A 19,857-nucleotide genomic window follows, 5' to 3' on the forward strand; every position below is an offset into this window, starting at 1 on the left:
AATCAGGCCTCCCGGCTACGAGCACACATCATGGTTGCTTCGCACACGACTTTACCGTCGACCAGCGCAACCCCTTTAAAGCGGGTCAGGCCACGGCGCGTTTTCTCGAAAGTGACTTCCATGATCATCTGATCGCCTGGCACAACCGGACGCTTAAAGCGCGCTTCATCAATACCCGCGAAATAATACAGTTCGCCAGGTTCCAGTTTACCAACGCTTTTAAACGCCAGAATACCGGTTGCCTGCGCCATCGCTTCCAGAATCAGCACGCCTGGCAAAATCGGTTTGCCCGGGAAATGCCCCTGGAAAAACGGCTCGTTGACGGAGACATTTTTCACCGCACGCAGAAAACGACCTTCTTCAAAGTCCAGCACGCGATCGACCAGTAAAAACGGAAAACGGTGCGGCAGAAGCTCTAAAATCTCTTCAATCTGCAGAGTATGAGTGTTAGTAGTCAAAATACTCTTCCTGTCCAAATATACAAAAAGGCAATAATAACACGGCCTGCCGCAATCGTATGAATGTGACAGGCCGGAAAAGAATGGCAACTACAAGGCGGAACGTTAGTCTTGTTGATTAACCTTGCGCTCAATCGCTTTGAGACGCTTGCTCATATCATCAATGTTCATCACCAGTGCAGCAGTTTTACGCCATACTTTGTTGGGTTGCAGCGGAATGCCTGAGGAGTAGACGCCCGGTTCCGTGATGGGACGCATCACCATACCCATGCCAGTTACCGTGACTTTGTCGCATATTTCCATATGCCCATTGATCACGCTGGCGCCGCCAATCATGCAGTAACGGCCAATCTTCAGGCTACCCGCCATAATGACGCCACCGGCAACTGCCGTATTGTCGCCAATCACGACGTTATGTGCAATCTGGCACTGATTATCAATAATCACGCCATTGCCAATAACAGTATCATCCAACGCGCCACGGTCAATGGTGGTACAGGCGCCGATCTCGACACGATCGCCAATAATGACCCGGCCCAGTTGTGGGATCTTCACCCAGTTGCCACGATCGTTAGCGTAGCCAAAACCGTCCGCGCCGATCACCGTACTGGACTGGATCAGGCAATTCTCACCGATCTGAATGTCGTGGTAAATCGTTACGTTCGCCCACAAGCGTGAACCCGCCCCGATTTTGCTATTTTTTCCGACGAAACAGCCTGCGCCGATAACCACGTTATCGCCCAGTTGTACGCCAGATTCAATCACCGCATTCGCGCCGACTGAAACATTGCTACCCAGCGTTGCCGTCGCATCAATCACGGCGCTTGGCGCGATATTCTGCGCGGGCTGCGGCGTAGTATCTAAAATTTGCGCCATGCGCGCGTAGGTCAGGTAGGGATTTTTAACTACCAGCGCCGCGCTCTTAGCAAAAGGAAGATCGTCCTGCGTCATGACAACCGCAGAAGCCTGGCATAAACCTAAGTGTTCACGGTACTTAGGATTTACCATAAACGTAATGTGGCCTGTTGTTGCAGATTGCATGGACGCAACGCCGGTGATGACGATATCGCCATCACCGTGTAATTCTGCATCCAACTGTTCTGCTAAGTCAGCCAGTCGAATTGAAGGCATTACTTATTTAACCTGTTTCAGTACGTCAGCGGTGATGTCTTTCACATCGCTGCTGTTGTAAGCAACGGTGTTTGCGTCTACCACCAGATCGATACTCTGGTCGTTAGCCACTTTTTTCACTGCAGTCTGGATACGAGTCACCAGTTTGTTGCGTTCTTCGTTGGAACGACGAGCGCGATCTTTCTCAAAAGCCTGCGCTTTTTGCGCGAAAGTCTGGCGCTGAGACATCACGTCTTTTTCCAGCTTAGTACGATCGCTACCTGCTTTCATGGATTGCAGACGCTGCATTTTAGATTGCAGATCGGTTTCCATTTTTTGCAGTTCAGCCGCACGGCCTTTAAATTCGTTTTCCAGTGTATTGGATACACCCGTCTTCTGCGCAACCTGTTGGAACAGATTACCCATGTTGACGATTGCAATTTTGTCAGCAGCCTGTGCGGACGTTACCATCGCCAAACCAAGACCTGCAGCTAATAACCACTTTTTCACAATAAACTCCTTACCATCCCATTTGCACCCGAAGGTACAGCTCTTTGCGTGGCCTGGCGATCCCTGGGGGCATCGCCAAAAGTCATCGCTACACTACCAATGCATTCCTTTGCAGTGAACAATTACCAGGTTTTACCAATGTTAAACTGGAACTGCTCGGCTTTGTCTCCATCGTACTTTTTAAACGGCTGGGCGTAGGAGAAGACCAACGGCCCCAATGGGGACATCCATTGTAATGCGATACCCGCGGACATACGGATGTTGCCTGGATCGCTGTAATCCGGTACATCTGACGGCGCAGATGACGGATCCCAGTTCGTATCCCAAACGGTACCCATATCCCAGAAGAAGGAGGTACGAACCGAGTTGGCATACTTGTCGCTGATGAACGGCGTCGGGGTAATAAATTCCAGGCTGGCGACAGCCATGGCATTACCACCTACCGCATCATCTGATTTACAGCCTGATTCCTGAGTACAGTCTTCGTAATCATCATTATCGTCCCCACTAGTGTGGGCGCCATTTTTATAGACCGCTTTCGGGCCGATAGTATTCGACTGGAAACCACGCACGGTACTGGAACCACCGGCATAGAAGTTCTCATAGAACGGCATTTCCTTGCCGCCTAAACCATCGCCATAACCCCAACGAGTACGCCCCAGAACCACCCACTTGTGATCGTTATCAATAGGCACATAGGTCGCGGTATCCAGCGACACTTTGTAGTATTCGTTGTCGGAACCTGGAATCGTCACCTTACCCGTCAGGTTGACTCGCGAGCCGTCCGTCGGGAAATAACCACGGTCAAGCTTGTTATAGGTCCAGCCGTAGTTAAAGGTGAAGTCATCAGCGGCAAAACTGCTGGTATCAGCAGATTGTCCCATCGACTCAAGATAACGATCCATCGCGATCTGCGGCTGCATGTTGGACAGTTTGTTATGGACATAACCCAGACCAGCACGCAACGTGTTGTACTCGTTGATGGGGAAGCCAAGTGTCACGTCCGTACCGTAACTCTTGTTGGTATAGTCGGATAGATCCGCATCGTCCGCCTGGAAGTCGTTATAGAAGATACGACCACCGAGGCTCACGCCATCAACGGTAAAGTATGGGTTAGTAACGGACAGTTCGCTGTAGGTCTGGTAGTCGTTTTTGGTGCCGTTAATCCCCACGGAATAACCGGTACCTAACCAGTTGTCCTGCTGAACGCCGGCCTGGAAGCTCACGCCGCTTTCTGTACCGTAACCGATACCGAAGTTGAAGCTACCGGTGTTGCGCTCTTTCACCTTGTACACCACATCAACCTGATCCGGGCTACCCGGAACGCGCTGCGTGTCGGTGTCGACGGTTTCAAAGAAGCCGAGACGGTTCAGACGCTCTTTCCCCTGGTCAACCAGGTCGCTGCCCAGCCACGCCCCTTCCATCTGGCGCATTTCACGGCGCAGAACGGAATCTTTTGAGGTATCGTTGCCTTCAAAGCGGATCTTACGCACGTAGAAACGGTTGCCCGCATCGACGTTCACGCGCAGTTTTACGGTTTTGTCAGCATCGTTAATTTCAGGCTGTGACTGCACGCGCGGATAGGCGTAACCATAGCGACCCAGAAGCTTTTTGATGTCATCTTCCATTTTGGTCACTTTGGTGCCGTTATAGAGCTCGCCCGGTTCAATTTTCGTCAGGTTCTCAATTTCAGCGGAATGTCCGGCCAGGTTACCGCTTACCTGAACCCCGGAAAGCTTGTACTGATCGCCTTCGGTGATATTGACGGTGATGTAGATCCCTTTCTTATCCGGCGTCAGACTCACTTGCGTGGAGTCAATATTGAAACGCGCGTAGCCGCGATCCAGATAGTAGCTGCGCAAGGTTTCAAGGTCGCCCGCCAGCTTCTGTTTCTGGTATTTACGATCGCCGACGACGTTCCACCACGGCACTTCGTCACGCAACTGGAAATGAGAAATGAGTTCTTCGGTGCTAAAGGCATGGTTACCGACGATGTTGATCTGTTGGATCTTCGCCGATACGCCCTCCTGGAACACCAGTTTAAGATCAACACGGTTGCGCGGCAGCGGCGTGACGACCGCCTTAACGCTGGCGCTGTATTTACCTACGCTATAGTAAAAGTCTTCCAGACCTTTTTCGATATCAGACAGCGTGGTGCGATCCAGAGACTCGCCAACACGTACGCCAGACGCTTCGAGGTTTTGCTTGAGCATGTCATCTTTCACCGACTTGTTCCCGGAGAAAGTGATGCTGGCAATGGTCGGACGTTCTTTTACCTGAACCAGAAGGGTATTACCATCGCGCAGGACGCGGACGTCCTCAAAGTTGCCGGTGGCGAACAGAGCGCGAATGGTGTTACTGATATCTTCATCATTAACCGTGTCGCCTGTGCGCACCGGCATACTGAGGAGAGCCGCACCAACGGCGACTCGCTGCAGGCCTTCGAAATGAATGTCCTTCACTACGAACCCTTCAGCACCGTATACGGTGGCGCTGCTGAACAGCAGCGACGCTATGAGCAACTTTTTCATCGCCATCGTTATTATGCGTTCTTCCTAACTAACTCTCTTACAACCGAGAGAAATCATTGAAAAGTGCAAGCCCCATTAACAACACCAGCAAAATCGAGCCAATGCGATAACTAAAGTCTTGAACCCGCTCGGATACCGGCCCGCCCTTAAGCTTTTCAATCGCCAGGAACAGCAGATGACCCCCGTCAAGAACGGGCAGCGGAAACAGGTTGATTATCCCTAAGTTCACGCTGATTAGCGCAAGGAACATCAGGTAATAAATCACCCCGAACTCCGCTGACATCCCAGCCCCCTGAGCGATAGAAATCGGCCCACTGAGGTTGTTCAGTTTCACATCACCGGTTATCAATTTACCCAGCATACTGACCGTCAGCTTCATCAACTGCCACGTCTTATCCGTGGCTTCGAGGATGGCGCTAAAAGGCCCATACTGGCGTATAGTCTTGTACTCTTCCGGCAGAGGAATAATTTTAGGCACCACGCCTGCAAACCCTTCCGCCTTTCCGTTAACCGATTTCGTATCCGGCGTTAACGTCAACGACAAGGCGCTCCCCTGCCTTTCAATCTCTAACGCTAACGGCTTACCGGGATTATCGCGTACAAACGTCACGAATTTCATCCACTGCGTTAACGGCTGACCATCGACTTTAACGATCCTGTCGCCCGCTTGCAAACCCGCTTTACTGGCTGCGGAATTCGCCTGCACTTCTGACAGTACCGGTTCAATCTGTGGCCCGCGGGGCCGAATCCCTAAAGAAGATACAGGATCTTGCTTATCAGGCTCAAATGCCCAGTGACGTAAATCAAGCGTTTTGTCCTGCCGCTGGTCGCTACCAAACGGCGCGACGCTCACCGTCGTCTGCTGATCGCCAATTTTGGACACCAGTTGTAAACGCACGGCATCCCAATCAGGGGTTTCGATACCATCAACGGCTTTAAGTTCCGTACCAGGCGCAATTTGCGCCTGCGCAGCAATCGAGTTGGGCGTTATTTCGCCAATGACCGGACGAACGCCAGGGACGCCGATGATAAAGACCAGCCAGTAAGCAAAGATAGCAAAAATGAAGTTCGCAACCGGACCTGCGGCAATAATTGCAGCGCGCTGGCCCACCGTTTTGTTATTGAAGGCGTGACGACGCAATTCCGGCGCTACCGGTTCGGCGCGTTCATCCAGCATTTTGACGTAGCCGCCCAGCGGGATCAGGGCGATGACATACTCGGTGCCGTACCGATCGGTACGACGCCAGAGCGCTTTGCCAAAGCCGATGGAAAAGCGCTCAACTCGCACACCGCAGCGCCGGGCAACCCAGAAATGACCAAATTCATGCACAGTGATCAGCACGCCCAGTGCGATGATGAATGCAGCCAGATTCCAGAGAATACTCAGCATAAAACCTTCCGTTAGAGCGTCCTGAACACCAGTAACAACAGGCAAGCAAAGACCGGTACGGCAGCCGTCAGGCTGTCAATTCGGTCCAGAATGCCGCCATGGCCTGGAATCAAGTGGCCGCTATCCTTAATTCCTGCTTCGCGCTTAAACATACTCTCGGTGAGGTCGCCCAGTACAGAAGCCAGAGCCGCCACCACAGAGCAAATCAGCAAGATAACAGGCGCAACATTCAGATTAGCCCACATACCGTAACCCCATGAGATCACGGCAGCCGTAGCAAGCCCGCCGATAAACCCTTGCCAGGTTTTACCCGGGGAAACCTTCGGCGCCAGCTTATGTTTGCCAAATAATTTACCAAACATATACGCGCCAGAGTCCGCTCCCCAGACCAGGATCATGACATAGAGTAGCCATATTGCGCCACTGTAATGATTCTCGTCATAGTGCCAGGCGCGCAGCGCCAGCATGCCCCAGAAAAATGGCACGATAGTTAACAAACCGAAAATGAGACGCAATGTTTTTGAGTTGCGCCAGATTGCCGCCGAACCGGGATAAAATAGCACCAGCAGTAGCGCGACAACCCACCATCCTAACGATGCCCAAAGCGACATCTCAACCAGCGGTTGACGAATGTTGTGATGATACTCAGGCAACAAAAATAGCATCAGCGCCAATAACAGACCACACAGCACCGCCAGCCAAACCCGCTGTGAACGCGCGGCGAAACCGCTTAACTGTCCCCATTCCCACGCGGCCAGCATACAGACAACCAGCGTAATAATGGCGAACCCCACCGGCGGCAATAAAAAAAGCGCAGCGATGACCGCGGGTATTAACACAAAAGCAGAAATCAGGCGATACTTCAGCAAAAGCAACCCCCATCAGGCTTTGTCATCACCAGGCTCGGTACCGCCGAAACGACGCTCTCGATTAGCAAAGGCATGCAGCGCACCTTCAAAGTCTTGTTCATCGAAATCGGGCCAAAGAACATCCGTAAAGTAAAGTTCGGCATAGGCAATTTGCCAAAGCAAAAAGTTACTAATGCGATGCTCTCCCCCAGTCCTAATTACTAAATCCACAGGCGCCAGCTCATGCATACAGATTTGCTGGCCTAGTCTCTCTTCATCAATCTGATCGGGGCGCAGCACTCCAGCCTGCACCTGTTCCGCCAGTTGTCGGACTCCCTGGACAATATCCCAACGTCCGCCGTAATTCGCAGCGATATTCAGCGTTAGACCCGTATTATGGGCGGTAAGCGCTTCTGATTTGCGAATACGTTCTTGTAAACGTGAGTTGAATCGGCTGATATCGCCGATAATACGCAGGCGAACGTTATGGCGGTGCAGGCTTTTGACTTCGCTATCCAGCGCCCACACAAACAGCTCCATTAACGCGCTCACTTCCTGCGCCGGTCGGTTCCAGTTTTCACTACTAAAGGCATACAGCGTTAACGCATCAATACCGTTATTGGCAGCAAAAGAGACCGCTCGCCGGACGGACTTCGCCCCGGCTTTATGCCCAAAGGCCCGGATCTTCCCTTGCTTTTTCGCCCAGCGACCATTGCCATCCATAATTATTGCAACATGACGGCAGCCATGCGCTGGCAAATTTTCGCTTACTGGTTGAGTTGCAGACAACATAACGCGTTTTTTGTCCCTGAAAGGATTTAGCGGTACTCAGGAATACTGAAGCCTTTATACACATTCTCTTCGGTCCGCTTCGCGGATGACTGCGCGTCATCGCCCCTGTCGTGCGCTGTCTGCGCACGCCGGGAACGTATTCGCCTGCCGTCCCGATGCGTCCTGAATGATTTTGTGTATCCACAAAAAAGCCGTGTAAAACCACGGCTAACCTGACCGAAAAAAGCCAAAAACCTGCGATCAGGTGGCGCAGACTATATCACCGAAGCCCAACGCTAACAAATAGCACGATCTTCTGTCGCGGGATAATCGTCAGCGTGAGAGCCGTATCACTTGTTTTCTGGCTACTTCACGCGCGATGGCGTCAACCTGCAATACGTCCTCAACGCTTGCCGGTTCCTGTAAATCCATCCTCTCCAGCACCGCTAAATTGAGCCCGGCGATATCGGTAAAACGAATCTGTTGCGCCAGAAACGCGGCAACGGTGATTTCGTTTGCCGCATTGAGCGCCGTCGTTGCCGCCTGACCTTGCTCAAACGCCTCCATCGCCAGCTTCAGGCATGGATAACGCTGATAATCTGGCGCGCTAAACGTCAGCGCGCTGAGTTTGCAAAAATCGAGCGGCTGCGCGCCGGACGCGACGCGATTCGGCCATGCCATCGTATGCGCAATAGGCGTACGCATGTCAGGTTCTCCAAGCTGCGCCAGGACGCTGCCGTCCTGATAACGCACCATCGAATGAATGACCGATTGCGGATGGATCAACACTTCCATCTGACGTGCGCTGGCATTAAATAACCAACGCGCTTCAATGTATTCCAGACCTTTATTCATCATGGTGGCGGAGTCGACGGAGATTTTCCGCCCCATCGACCAGTTCGGATGACGACATGCCTGATCCGGCGTCATCGCTGCCAGATCGCACATTGGCGTTTCACGAAACGGGCCACCAGACCCGGTAAGCAAAATCGACGTTACGCCATTTTGCTCAAGGTCAGCGTATCCCAGATTATGCTGAATAGATTGCGGCAAACTCTGAAAAATCGCGTTATGTTCGCTATCGACGGGTAAAAGCCGGGCGTTGCTGCGTTTTACTTCGTCCATAAACAGCCGCCCGCAGGTCACCAGCGATTCTTTATTCGCCAGCAGAATCGTCTTCCCTGCGCGGATCGCCGCCAGGGTCGGCAGTAAACCAGCCGCGCCCACAATGGCCGCCATCACATGCCCGACCTCATCAAGCGCCGCCATCTCACAGGCAGCCTGCTGACCGCTCAGAACCTCGGTGCGACTGCCATGCTGCTGAAGCATTATTTTGAGCTGTTCTGCGCTCGACGTATCGTCCATCACGGCATAACGCGGCGAGAACTCCAGGCACTGCTCCGCCATGCGGGCGACATTTTTACCCGCCACCAGCGCGATAACGCGGAAGCTATCAGGATTATGGCGCACCACGTCCAGTGTGCTGCAACCAATAGAGCCGGTCGAGCCCAGAATGGTTAATTGCTTCATGAAACGTCCAGAAGTGTTGAAACGGAATAAAAAGCAAAACGCCGCACAGGAGACCTGATAATGTCTTCTGCGCGGCGCTTTGTACACCACTCATCCGCCAGGTTTAGCGGTGGAATGAGTTTATATCTGCGTACAGATCAATCAGAACTGCATCAGTTCTGCTTCTTTATCTGCCAACGCCGCATCAACTTTCTTAATTGCCGCGTCGGTCATTTTCTGTACTTCTTCCTGAGAGCGACGATCGTCATCTTCACTGATCGCTTTATCTTTCAGCAGAGCTTTTACTTTATCGTTCGCATCACGGCGGACGTTACGAACGGCGACACGCGCCTGCTCCGCTTCGCCACGGACAATTTTCGTCAGATCTTTACGACGTTCTTCGGTCAGCGGCGGCAGCGGAACGCGAATGTCGGTGCCCGCAGAGCTTGGATTCAAACCGAGGTCTGACGCCATGATCGCTTTTTCAACGGCTGGCCCCATAGAACGGTCAAACACGTTAATTTTTAAGGTACGGGAGTCTTCTACCGTTACGCTTGCCAACTGGCGCAGCGGGGTCGGAGTGCCATAGTATTCTACGACAATACCATCCAGCAGGCTGGGAGAAGCACGACCCGTGCGCACTTTGCTGATTTGGGTTTTGAACGCTTCAACGCATTTTTCCATGCGTACTTCAGCATCTTTTCTGATATCGCTAATCACGTTACGAATCCTTGAAAACTAGTCTCAGTCAGACCAGACGGTCACACAATACAAAGATGTGCTAAGTATAGTCTCGTTTAATTTCTGCCAGGTAATAAGACCCGTCAATAGAACAGAATCTTACCCGTATTTGGCGCTCACGGGAATTATTCCGTGATTAACGTCCCTTCTTTTTCGCCCATCACCACACGACGCAGCGCGCCCGGTTTGTTCATGTTGAAAACACGAATCGGCAGTTTGTGGTCACGAGCCAGCGTGAACGCCGCCAGATCCATCACTTTCAGCTCTTTATCCAGCACTTCGCTGTAGGTCAGCTGATCGTACATGGTCGCGGAAGGATCTTTTGCCGGATCGGCAGTGAATACGCCATCCACTTTGGTCGCTTTCAGTACGACATCCGCTTCAATTTCGATCCCGCGCAGACAGGCCGCAGAGTCGGTAGTGAAGAACGGGTTACCCGTACCTGCAGACAGAATCACAACACGGTTATTACGCAGCAGGCTAATAGCCTCGGCCCAACTGTAGTTGTCGCATACGCCGTTTAAAGGAATTGCCGACATCAGGCGGGCGTTCACATAGGCGCGGTGAAGCGCATCACGCATTGCCAGGCCGTTCATGACGGTGGCCAACATGCCCATGTGGTCGCCCACAACGCGGTTCATCCCCGCTTTTGCCAGACCTGCGCCACGGAACAGGTTACCACCGCCAATCACCACACCAACCTGAATACCCAGTTCAACCAGTTCTTTGATCTCCTGAGCCATACGATCCAGTATGCTTGCATCAATACCGAAGCCTTCCGTACCCTGCAGAGCTTCGCCGCTTAATTTAAGCAGAATGCGTTTATAGACGGGTTTTGCATTGGTAGCCATGTTTCTTTCCTGAGACTGTCAACGATTGATATGAGTTAATTCCGGCGACATTGTACGTCGCATTTCAGCGCAGACGCCAGGCGTCGGCTGATTTTACAAGAGAGGCGCAAAAAGAAGCCGCCCTCAGGCGGCTCCTCAGGAAAATCAGGACTGCTTAGACATCGCAGCAACTTCTGCTGCAAAGTCAGTCTCGACTTTCTCAATGCCTTCGCCCACTTCAAAGCGGATGAAGCCAGTCACGTCAGCGTTGTGCTCTTTCAGCAGTTGGCCAACAGATTTGCTCGGTTCCATGACGAAAGGCTGACCAGTCAGAGAAACTTCGCCGGTGAATTTCTTCATGCGGCCTTCAACCATTTTCTCTGCGATTTCTTTCGGCTTACCGGACTGCATCGCGATGTCCAGCTGTACCTGGTACTCTTTCTCTACCACGTCAGCAGACACGTCTTCCGGCTTAACGAATTCCGGCTTGCTTGCCGCAACGTGCATCGCCAGCTGTTTAACCAGCTCTTCGTCAGCGCCTTTAGCGGCAACCAGAACGCCGATGCGCGCACCGTGCTGGTAAGAACCCAGAACGTCGCCTTCCAGGGAAGCTACGCGACGAATGTTGATGTTCTCGCCAATTTTCGCTACCAGAGCAACGCGCTCTTCTTCGAACTGCGCTTTCAGGACTTCTACGTCAGTGATTTTGCCAGCAACAGCGGCGTCCAGCACTTTGTCAGCAAATGCCTGGAAGCCAGCATCTTTAGCCACGAAGTCAGTCTGGCAGTTAACTTCCAGAATGAAAGCGACGTTGCCGTTGATTTTGGTTTTGATTACGCCGTCAGCAGCCACGTTGCCTGCTTTTTTCGCCGCTTTGATAGCGCCGGACTTACGCATGTTTTCGATTGCCAGCTCAATGTCGCCATTCGCTTCAGTCAGCGCTTTTTTGCAATCCATCATGCCTGCGCCAGTACGCTCACGCAGCTCTTTTACCAGGGATGCGGTAATTTCAGCCATTCTAAAATCCTCGAAAGATTTGATCTGCCCGGCATCAAACCGCACAGATATAAAAGTGAAAAAGGGGGCCATATACAGGCCCCCTAACCAAACGTGATACTACCTGGTCTATAAGGGCTCTCCCCTTCATATTTCGAGCCGCAGGTGCGTTGCCTTCACTCGCTCATCCCGGTCACTTACTGATGTAAGCTCCCGGGAATTCTCGAGCTTGCCGCCTTCCTGCAACTCGAACTATTTTAGGGAGTTATCAAGCCTTATTACTCGGCTTCTACGAAGCTTTCTTCCGCCTGGGAAGCCAGATCCTGAGAACGGCCTTCACGAACGGTTGCAGCGACAGCGCCCAGGTACAGGCTAACAGCACGGATTGCGTCATCGTTACCCGGGATAACGAAGTCAACGCCGTCCGGATCAGAGTTGGTATCAACGATAGCAAATACCGGGATACCCAGGTTGTTCGCTTCTTTGATAGCAATGTGCTCGTGGTCAGCATCGATAACGAACAGAGCGTCCGGCAGACCGCCCATGTCTTTGATACCGCCCAGGCTGTTTTCCAGTTTCTCAAGCTCACGAGTACGCATCAGCGCTTCTTTCTTGGTCAGCTTTTCGAAAGTACCGTCCTGAGACTGAGTTTCCAGGTCTTTCAGACGTTTGATGGACTGACGAACTGTTTTCCAGTTAGTCAGCATACCGCCCAGCCAGCGATGGTTCACAAAGAACTGGTCGCAGCTGTTAGCAGCTTCTTTCACCGCTTCGCTTGCAGCGCGTTTAGTACCAACGAAAAGGATTTTACCTTTACGAGCAGAGATCTTGTTCAGTTCAGCCAGAGCTTCGTTGAACATCGGTACAGTTTTCTCAAGGTTGATGATGTGAACTTTGTTACGCGCGCCGAAGATGAAAGGCTTCATTTTCGGGTTCCAGTAACGGGTCTGGTGACCAAAGTGAACACCAGCCTTGAGCATGTCGCGCATGGAAACAGTTGCCATGATTTAAAACCTCTATAGATTAAGTTGGGGTTATGCCTCCACGTATCCCATATTACCGACCCCAAAGGGCACCCCGGAATATGTGCCGATACGTGTGTGTTGTTACACAAAGTGAGATTTGTCGCTCCCGTCCATCGTGTGTAGTCTTCGAATGGATCGGAAGTCCGGCGCGCTTTATACCACAAATACGCCACCGACACCAATAATTGTTGGCACTCAATGCTGAATTGAACGATGAATTTCGTGTTACAGGCAGGCGGCAAATTTTTGCATCCCCTGGAGCTTACGGCTAATAAGTGACTGGGGTGAAAAAATGTCGCCAACGCACCTGTGGCACGAAAGGCGAAGTTCAGAATGATTCTCAATTTGGCAGGGTACACCCCTGACTGATACCATTGTCAGCACTTACACAATTATTGCCGAAATCATCGGCACTGATGGACAGAATTCATGGCTATCTCTATCAAGACATCTGAAGACATCGAAAAAATGCGCGTCGCGGGCCGTCTGGCAGCCGAAGTGCTGGAAATGATCGAACCGTATATCAAACCGGGCGTCACCACCGGCGAACTGGACCGTATCTGTAACGATTACATCGTTAACGAACAACACGCGATCTCCGCCTGCCTCGGCTACCACGGCTATCCGAAATCCGTCTGTATCTCTATTAATGAAGTGGTGTGCCACGGCATTCCGGATGACGCTAAACATCTGAAAGATGGTGATATCGTCAACATCGACGTGACCGTGATTAAAGATGAATTCCACGGCGATACCTCGAAGATGTTTATCGTCGGCAAACCGACCATTCTGGGCGAGCGTCTGTGCCGCGTCACGCAAGAGAGCCTGTATCTGGGCATCAAAATGGTGAAACCGGGCATCCGCCTGCGCACCATTGGCGCCGCCATCCAGAAATATGCCGAAGGCGAAGGTTTCTCCGTGGTACGTGAATACTGCGGACACGGTATTGGTCGCGGCTTCCATGAAGAACCGCAGGTGCTGCATTATGATGCAGACGATGGCGGCGTCGTGTTGCAGCCTGGCATGACCTTTACCATTGAACCGATGCTGAACGCCGGGGATTACCGTATCCGCACCATGAAAGATGGCTGGACGGTAAAAACCAAAGACCGCAGCTTGTCTGCTCAGTACGAGCATACTATTGTGGTAACGGAAAACGGCTGTGAAATTCTGACGCTGCGTAAAGATGACACCATCCCGGCGATCATCACACACGACGAATAATGTTTTGCCTGATGGCGATGCCTTCGCATCTTATCAGGCCTACAAATTACACCTTTACTCAAAATCATTCGAGTTGCCTCAAGGCGGCAAGAGAGTGAATCTTCAGGAGCGTACATAAGTACGTGACTGGAGTGAACGAGCGCAGCCAACGTAGAAGCAACTTGAAGGATGAAGAGTAAATACGTAGGCCGGATAAGGCGTTCACGCCATTATCCGGCTTTTTAATGGGTGGCGCATATGAATACTCTTCCTGAACAGCACGCGAATACCGCACTCCCCACCCTCCCTGACCAGCCGCAAAACCCTGGCGTCTGGCCGCGCGCTGAACTGACCGTCGCCGGTATCAAAGCCCGTATCGACATCTTTCAACACTGGCTGGGCGAGGCATTTGACAGCGGCATTTGTGCTGAACAGCTTATTGAAGCTCGTACCGAATTTATTGACCAGTTGTTGCAACGCCTGTGGATTGAGGCCGGTTTCGGTCAGATTGCCGATCTGGCGCTGGTCGCCGTCGGCGGCTATGGACGCGGCGAACTGCATCCGCTTTCCGATATTGATCTGCTCATTTTAAGCCGCAAAAAGCTGCCCGATGAACAGGCACAAAAGGTCGGCGAGCTGCTGACTTTATTATGGGACGTCAAGCTGGATGTCGGGCATAGCGTACGTACGCTGGAAGAGTGTCTGCTGGAAGGTCTGTCTGATTTAACCGTTGCGACAAACCTCATCGAAACGCGCCTGCTGATCGGTGATGTTGCTCTGTTTCTGGCACTGCAAAAACATATTTTCAGCGAAGGTTTTTGGCCGTCCGACAAATTTTACGCCGCCAAAGTAGAAGAGCAGAACCAGCGCCACCAGCGCTATCACGGCACCAGCTATAATCTGGAGCCGGATATTAAAAGCAGCCCCGGCGGCCTGCGCGATATCCATACATTGCAGTGGGTCGCCCGACGTCACTTCGGCGCTACTTCGCTCGATGAGATGGTGGGATTCGGCTTTTTAACCCCCGCAGAGCGCGCGGAACTCAACGAATGCCTGCATATCCTGTGGCGCATTCGCTTTGCGCTACATCTGGTGGTCAGCCGCTACGATAACCGCCTGCTGTTCGACCGCCAGTTAAGCGTCGCTCAACGCCTTAACTACAGCGGCGAGGGCAATGATCCGGTTGAGCGGATGATGAAAGACTACTTCCGGGTTACGCGCCGGGTGAGCGAACTTAATCAGATGCTGCTTCAGCTATTTGACGAGGCGATTCTGGCGCTGCCTGCGGATGAAAAACCACGTCCTGTTGACGATGAGTTTCAACTGCGCGGCACGCTCATTGATCTGCGTGACGACACGCTGTTTATCCGCGAACCGCAAGCGATCCTGCGCATGTTTTATATGATGGTGCGCAATAGCGCGATCACCGGCATCTACTCTACGACGTTACGCCATTTGCGCCACGCCCGCCGCCACCTGAGCCAACCGCTGTGTTACATCCCGGAGGCGCGCACTCTGTTTCTGAGTATGCTACGCCATCCCGGCGCAGTCAGCCGCGGCCTGCTGCCCATGCATCGTCACAGCGTACTGTGGGCTTATATGCCGCAGTGGTCGCACATCGTCGGACAAATGCAGTTTGACCTGTTCCACGCATACACGGTGGATGAACACACCATCCGCGTAATGCTCAAACTGGAGAGCTTCGCGAAAGAAGAGACGCGCCAGCGCCATCCGCTATGCGTCGATCTCTGGCCGCGGCTTCCCCATCCGGAACTGATCCTTATCGCCGCGCTGTTCCACGATATTGCGAAAGGTCGCGGCGGCGACCATTCGGTACTGGGCGCGCAGGATGTACTCACCTTCGCCGAACTGCACGGTTTGAACTCACGCGAAACGCAACTGGTCGCCTGGCTGGTGCGCCAACACCTGCTGATGTCAGTCACCGCCCAGCGCCGCGACATCCAGGATCCGGAAGTCATCAAGCAGTTTGCCGAAGAGGTGCAAACCGAAACACGGCTGCGTTTTCTGGTCTGCCTGACCGTCGCGGACATCTGCGCGACCAACGAAACCTTGTGGAATAGCTGGAAACAGAGCCTGCTGCGCGAGCTGTACTTCGCCACTGAAAAACAGCTCAGACGTGGAATGCAAAATACGCCGGATATGCGTGAGCGCGTGCGTCACCATCAGCTTCAGGCGCTGGCGCTGCTGCGAATGGACAATATTGATGAAGCCGCGCTGCACAAAATCTGGACCCGCTGTCGCGCTAACTATTTTGTTCGTCATAGTCCAAATCAGCTCGCCTGGCACGCACGCCATTTATTGCAGCACGATCTGAGCCAACCGTTAGTGTTGCTCAGTCCGCAGGCCACGCGCGGCGGAACCGAAATTTTTATCTGGAGTCCGGACAGACCCTATCTGTTTGCCGCCGTCTGCGCCGAGCTGGACAGGCGTAATTTAAGCGTCCATGACGCGCAGATCTTTACCACTCGCGACGGCATGGCAATGGATACGTTTATCGTTCTGGAACCAGACGGCAGCCCGCTGGCGGCGGATCGCCATGACGTTATTCGCACCGGTCTTGAACAGACCATTACGCAGCGTAGCTGGCAGCCGCCGCAGCCGCGTCGGCAACCGGCAAAGTTACGGCACTTTACGGTCGAAACGGAAGTCAATTTTTTGCCCACCCATACTGACAGAAAATCATTCATGGAATTGATCGCGCTCGATCAACCTGGTCTGCTGGCCAGGGTCGGACAAATTTTTGCCGATCTGGGAATTTCGCTTCATGGCGCCCGAATTACAACCATTGGTGAACGAGTAGAAGATTTATTCATAATCGCCACAGCGGATCGGCGCGCGCTTAATAATGTGCTGCAACTTGAGGTGCAACAACGGTTGACAGCGGCCCTCAATCCAAACGATAAAGGGTAGTGTGTTTATTTATATGAAAGAGTTTAACAATGCAGCAGTTACAGAACGTTATTGAGACCGCTTTTGAGCGCCGCGCCGATATTACGCCGGTTAATGTAGATACCGTGACCCGAGAGGCGGTAAACCAGGTCATTTCTCTACTTGATTCCGGCGCGCTGCGTGTCGCAGAAAAAATCGACGGTCAGTGGGTCACTCACCAGTGGTTGAAGAAAGCGGTTCTGCTCTCTTTCCGTATTAACGATAACCAGGTTATCGACGGTGCGGAAAGCCGCTACTTCGATAAAGTCCCGATGAAATTCGCTGATTACGACGAAGCGCGTTTTCAGAAAGAAGGCTTCCGCGTCGTTCCGCCTGCAGCCGTTCGTCAGGGCGCATTTATCGCCCGCAACACCGTGCTGATGCCGTCTTACGTTAACATCGGCGCCTACGTTGACGAAGGCACCATGGTTGATACCTGGGCGACGGTGGGCTCCTGCGCGCAGATTGGTAAAAATGTTCACCTTTCCGGCGGCGTGGGTATCGGCGGCGTACTGGAGCCGCTGCAGGCTAACCCGACCATCATTGAAGACAACTGCTTTATTGGCGCGCGTTCTGAAGTCGTGGAAGGCGTCATTGTCGAAGAAGGTTCCGTCATTTCCATGGGGGTATACCTCGGCCAGAGCACCAAAATCTACGATCGCGAAACCGGTGAAGTTCACTATGGCCGCGTACCGGCGGGCTCCGTGGTCGTTTCCGGCAACCTGCCGTCAAAAGACGGCAAGTACAGTTTGTACTGCGCGGTGATCGTGAAAAAAGTCGACGCCAAAACGCGTGGTAAAGTGGGCATTAACGAATTATTGCGCACTATTGATTAAGCGAGTGAAAAGCGGGGGCGACAGCCCCCCTTTGCATTACGGCGAATGCGGTAACACGGTTTCCGGCGCAATCTTTGCCGCAAATGCCGAAGCCAACGCAGTCAAAACGACATAACCGGCAACCAAAGTCCAACTGTTATCATAGACTGCGCTTAACGCTTTAGCGATAAACGGCGTGAATCCCCCTGCCACAACCGCCCCCAACTGAGCGCCAATTGATGAACCGCTGTAGCGTACAGGCGGATGAAACAGTCCGGCGAAAAAAGAAGGTTGCACGGCATTCAGTGAATTATGACCAATGTTAATAAGCAGAACGTAGCCCATTGTCATCAGTATTAGCGAACGGCTTTCCAGCAGCCAGAAAAAGGGAAAAGCCATTGCCGCGACAAAAAGCGCGCCGAAAATATACACCTGACGGCAGCCACGCCGATCCGACATGATGCCAAATAGCACGTGCATGGGATACGCCAGCAGACAGGTGAACATTACAATGTACAGAATAGTCAGGCTGGCAATCCCAAGCTGCGTCGTCGCCCAGGAAACCGCGAAGACGGTGGCAAGAAAAAAGGGAACGCTTTCCGCAAAACGTAGAATTATAATCAGCAAAATGCTGCGCCATTGTTCTCGTACCACTTTGACCACCGGCCTTTCTTCTTTTTGCTGCATATGCTTAATGGCCTGCTGCTTTTTAAACGCACGGAAGACAGGCGTCTCATCCAGACGATGACGCATATATAATCCAGGCAGCACCAAAAGCGCACTGAGCAGAAAAGGAATACGCCATCCCCACAATAACAACGCATCCTTCGGTAATTGGGTCACGACTATAAATGCGCCTGTCGCCAATAATTGTCCCGTGAGTCCTCCTGTTTGCGATAGCGCGCTTAACCGCCCCCGGTGCTTTCCAGCAGCATATTCCACGACCATTAACATGGCGCCTCCCCATTCGCCTCCAACCATAAATCCCTGCAGAAAACGCAGAATAACCAGTAAGGCAGGCGCCAGCGCGCCAATACTGGCGTAAGAAGGCAGGCAACCGATGAGAAACGTGACCGCGCCCATCCCACCTAACGTGATTAATAACGTGTTTTTACGCCCAAGCGTATCTCCCCTGTTACCAAAAAATAGCGCGCCCAGCGGCCGGGAAATAAATCCCACGCCGAAACTGGCAAAAGAAGATAACGTTGCAGTCAATGGGCTGGCGCCAGGGAAAAAAAGCGGGCCAAATACCAGCGCGCTTGCCAGGCCGTATAATAGAAAATCATAATATTCAATGGAGTTTCCTATCCAGGCGGAAATCACCACCCGGCGAATAGTAGCATTATACGTTCCGGACATAGACTCCGCCTCTCAAGGTTATCGACCACTACCTCCGGTCAATTTTCCACACTGACCTCAAACGCTTTCTCTATAAACGGAATATCGCGTTGAATTACTTAAACTATCAATAACCACCGCCCTTTTACTCATGACGTTGCCGAGACGTCTTCTGCGATCAACCGCGCTTTTTTTGTATCCATTGGTGGCGAAAAACCAACTTTTCGTTAATTATTCAAAAGTTATAGTGTGATGAAGGATACCGCTATGTATGACAATCTAAAAAGTCTGGGCATTACCAATCCTGAGGAAATCGATCGTTACAGCCTGCGGCAAGAAGCCAATAACGATATCCTGAAAATCTATTTTCAAAAGGATAGAGGTGAATTCTTTGCTAAAAGCGTGAAGTTTAAGTATCCACGCCAGCGCAAAACGGTGGTCGCCGATGGCATCGGTCAGGGTTATAAAGAAGTACAGGAGATTAGCCCTAACCTACGCTATGTGATTGACGAGCTGGACCAAATCTGCCAGCGCGACCGCTCAGAACTCGATCTCAAACGTAAGATCCTCGACGACTTGCGCCACCTGGAAAGCGTCGTCGCGAATAAGATCAGTGAAATCGAAGCCGATCTGGACAAGCTTACCCGCAAATAAAAAAGCTGCCGGGGCTTCATTTCGGGCCCCCCTCACTCTGCTGCTCCCTCTCATCCGCCTCACGGCTACCACCATTTTTCATCACTATGCCTCACAGCGGCTCAATACATATCATTTCGTTATCCTGCTGTATTTATTAATAAAAATAAAAAGCTATGTTCATCCTCCCTATTTATGGA

The 19,857-nt window shown here is 52.2% G+C and carries 17 protein-coding genes; 4 read left to right on the forward strand and 13 right to left on the reverse strand.

Annotated elements, in window-relative coordinates:
• Positions 1–2: 2 nt before the first annotated feature.
• The 12 genes from fabZ to rpsB all read right to left on the reverse strand — a co-directional run bounded on the left by fabZ (position 3) and on the right by rpsB (position 12,698).
• Positions 3–458, reverse strand: a complete 456-nt coding sequence (gene fabZ, locus J4645_RS13450; RefSeq protein ID WP_000210741.1) for a 3-hydroxyacyl-ACP dehydratase FabZ — start codon at positions 456–458, stop codon at positions 3–5.
• Between the two features lie 105 nt (positions 459–563).
• Entirely contained in the window at positions 564–1,589 is a 1,026-nt protein-coding gene (gene lpxD / locus J4645_RS13455) for a UDP-3-O-(3-hydroxymyristoyl)glucosamine N-acyltransferase (RefSeq protein WP_001139265.1), read from the reverse strand.
• A 3-nt stretch (positions 1,590–1,592) separates the two neighbouring features.
• A complete protein-coding gene (skp, locus tag J4645_RS13460) occupies positions 1,593–2,078 on the reverse strand; it encodes a molecular chaperone Skp (protein WP_000758966.1) in 486 nt (161 codons plus the stop codon).
• Positions 2,079–2,200: 122 nt separating this feature from the next.
• Positions 2,201–4,615 (reverse strand): outer membrane protein assembly factor BamA, encoded by a 2,415-nt coding sequence (gene bamA, locus J4645_RS13465; RefSeq protein ID WP_023214796.1) that lies wholly within the window; start codon positions 4,613–4,615, stop codon positions 2,201–2,203.
• A gap of 31 nt (positions 4,616–4,646) precedes the next feature.
• On the reverse strand, positions 4,647–5,999 hold the full coding sequence (gene rseP, locus J4645_RS13470; protein ID WP_000949017.1) for a sigma E protease regulator RseP: 1,353 nt from the start codon (positions 5,997–5,999) through the stop codon (positions 4,647–4,649).
• 11 nt (positions 6,000–6,010) lie between these two features.
• Positions 6,011–6,868, reverse strand: a complete 858-nt coding sequence (gene cdsA / locus J4645_RS13475; protein ID WP_000922422.1) for a phosphatidate cytidylyltransferase — start codon at positions 6,866–6,868, stop codon at positions 6,011–6,013.
• A gap of 12 nt (positions 6,869–6,880) precedes the next feature.
• Positions 6,881–7,639, reverse strand: a complete 759-nt coding sequence (gene ispU / locus J4645_RS13480; RefSeq protein ID WP_000947413.1) for a (2E,6E)-farnesyl-diphosphate-specific ditrans,polycis-undecaprenyl-diphosphate synthase — start codon at positions 7,637–7,639, stop codon at positions 6,881–6,883.
• A gap of 312 nt (positions 7,640–7,951) precedes the next feature.
• Positions 7,952–9,148, reverse strand: coding sequence for a 1-deoxy-D-xylulose-5-phosphate reductoisomerase (ispC, locus tag J4645_RS13485; protein WP_000811899.1), 1,197 nt, complete (start codon positions 9,146–9,148; stop codon positions 7,952–7,954).
• Between the two features lie 141 nt (positions 9,149–9,289).
• A complete protein-coding gene (gene frr, locus J4645_RS13490; RefSeq protein ID WP_000622423.1) occupies positions 9,290–9,847 on the reverse strand; it encodes a ribosome recycling factor in 558 nt (185 codons plus the stop codon).
• 146 nt (positions 9,848–9,993) lie between these two features.
• Positions 9,994–10,719, reverse strand: a complete 726-nt coding sequence (pyrH, locus tag J4645_RS13495) for a UMP kinase (protein WP_000224567.1) — start codon at positions 10,717–10,719, stop codon at positions 9,994–9,996.
• A gap of 144 nt (positions 10,720–10,863) precedes the next feature.
• Complete coding sequence (gene tsf / locus J4645_RS13500; RefSeq protein ID WP_000818123.1) at positions 10,864–11,715, reverse strand: translation elongation factor Ts; 852 nt, start codon at positions 11,713–11,715, stop codon at positions 10,864–10,866.
• A gap of 257 nt (positions 11,716–11,972) precedes the next feature.
• Positions 11,973–12,698, reverse strand: coding sequence for a 30S ribosomal protein S2 (rpsB, locus tag J4645_RS13505; protein WP_000246886.1), 726 nt, complete (start codon positions 12,696–12,698; stop codon positions 11,973–11,975).
• A gap of 450 nt (positions 12,699–13,148) precedes the next feature.
• On the opposite strand from rpsB, the gene map reads away from it, so the two are divergent.
• From map to dapD, 3 genes are all read left to right on the forward strand, one after another.
• Positions 13,149–13,943 carry a type I methionyl aminopeptidase gene (gene map, locus J4645_RS13510; protein WP_001018214.1) on the forward strand — a complete coding sequence of 265 codons (795 nt, stop codon included), beginning with the start codon at positions 13,149–13,151 and terminating at the stop codon, positions 13,941–13,943.
• Positions 13,944–14,180: 237 nt separating this feature from the next.
• On the forward strand, positions 14,181–16,853 hold the full coding sequence (gene glnD / locus J4645_RS13515; protein WP_001094523.1) for a bifunctional uridylyltransferase/uridylyl-removing protein GlnD: 2,673 nt from the start codon (positions 14,181–14,183) through the stop codon (positions 16,851–16,853).
• Between the two features lie 29 nt (positions 16,854–16,882).
• Positions 16,883–17,707: a 2,3,4,5-tetrahydropyridine-2,6-dicarboxylate N-succinyltransferase gene (gene dapD, locus J4645_RS13520; protein WP_001186676.1), complete on the forward strand. Its 825-nt coding sequence runs from the start codon at positions 16,883–16,885 to the stop codon at positions 17,705–17,707.
• 36 nt (positions 17,708–17,743) lie between these two features.
• Here the strand turns inward: dapD and J4645_RS13525 are convergent, their stop codons facing one another.
• Positions 17,744–19,045, reverse strand: a complete 1,302-nt coding sequence (locus J4645_RS13525) for an MFS transporter (RefSeq protein ID WP_000017175.1) — start codon at positions 19,043–19,045, stop codon at positions 17,744–17,746.
• Positions 19,046–19,291: 246 nt separating this feature from the next.
• On the opposite strand from J4645_RS13525, the gene J4645_RS13530 reads away from it, so the two are divergent.
• A complete protein-coding gene (locus J4645_RS13530) occupies positions 19,292–19,678 on the forward strand; it encodes a DUF3461 family protein (RefSeq protein ID WP_000272193.1) in 387 nt (128 codons plus the stop codon).
• The last annotated feature ends 179 nt before the right edge of the window (positions 19,679–19,857 follow it).

Origin of the sequence: Salmonella sp. 32082101201600294FB01SM01 (genome assembly GCF_017572865.1) — a bacterium.
Lineage (GTDB): Bacteria > Pseudomonadota > Gammaproteobacteria > Enterobacterales > Enterobacteriaceae > Salmonella > Salmonella enterica.

Excerpts from the sequence above, each read along its gene's own strand:
- lpxD (WP_001139265.1), bottom strand. The coding sequence starts at position 1,589 with ATGCCTTCAATTCGACTGGCTGACTTAGCAGAACAGTTGGATGCAGAA.
- bamA (WP_023214796.1), bottom strand. The coding sequence starts at position 4,615 with ATGGCGATGAAAAAGTTGCTCATAGCGTCGCTGCTGTTCAGCAGCGCC.
- rseP (WP_000949017.1), bottom strand. The coding sequence starts at position 5,999 with ATGCTGAGTATTCTCTGGAATCTGGCTGCATTCATCATCGCACTGGGC.
- ispU (WP_000947413.1), bottom strand. The coding sequence starts at position 7,639 with ATGTTGTCTGCAACTCAACCAGTAAGCGAAAATTTGCCAGCGCATGGC.
- ispC (WP_000811899.1), bottom strand. The coding sequence starts at position 9,148 with ATGAAGCAATTAACCATTCTGGGCTCGACCGGCTCTATTGGTTGCAGC.
- pyrH (WP_000224567.1), bottom strand. The coding sequence starts at position 10,719 with ATGGCTACCAATGCAAAACCCGTCTATAAACGCATTCTGCTTAAATTA.
- tsf (WP_000818123.1), bottom strand. The coding sequence starts at position 11,715 with ATGGCTGAAATTACCGCATCCCTGGTAAAAGAGCTGCGTGAGCGTACT.
- rpsB (WP_000246886.1), bottom strand. The coding sequence starts at position 12,698 with ATGGCAACTGTTTCCATGCGCGACATGCTCAAGGCTGGTGTTCACTTT.
- map (WP_001018214.1), top strand. The coding sequence starts at position 13,149 with ATGGCTATCTCTATCAAGACATCTGAAGACATCGAAAAAATGCGCGTC.
- glnD (WP_001094523.1), top strand. The coding sequence starts at position 14,181 with ATGAATACTCTTCCTGAACAGCACGCGAATACCGCACTCCCCACCCTC.
- dapD (WP_001186676.1), top strand. The coding sequence starts at position 16,883 with ATGCAGCAGTTACAGAACGTTATTGAGACCGCTTTTGAGCGCCGCGCC.
- J4645_RS13525 (WP_000017175.1), bottom strand. The coding sequence starts at position 19,045 with ATGTCCGGAACGTATAATGCTACTATTCGCCGGGTGGTGATTTCCGCC.
- J4645_RS13530 (WP_000272193.1), top strand. The coding sequence starts at position 19,292 with ATGTATGACAATCTAAAAAGTCTGGGCATTACCAATCCTGAGGAAATC.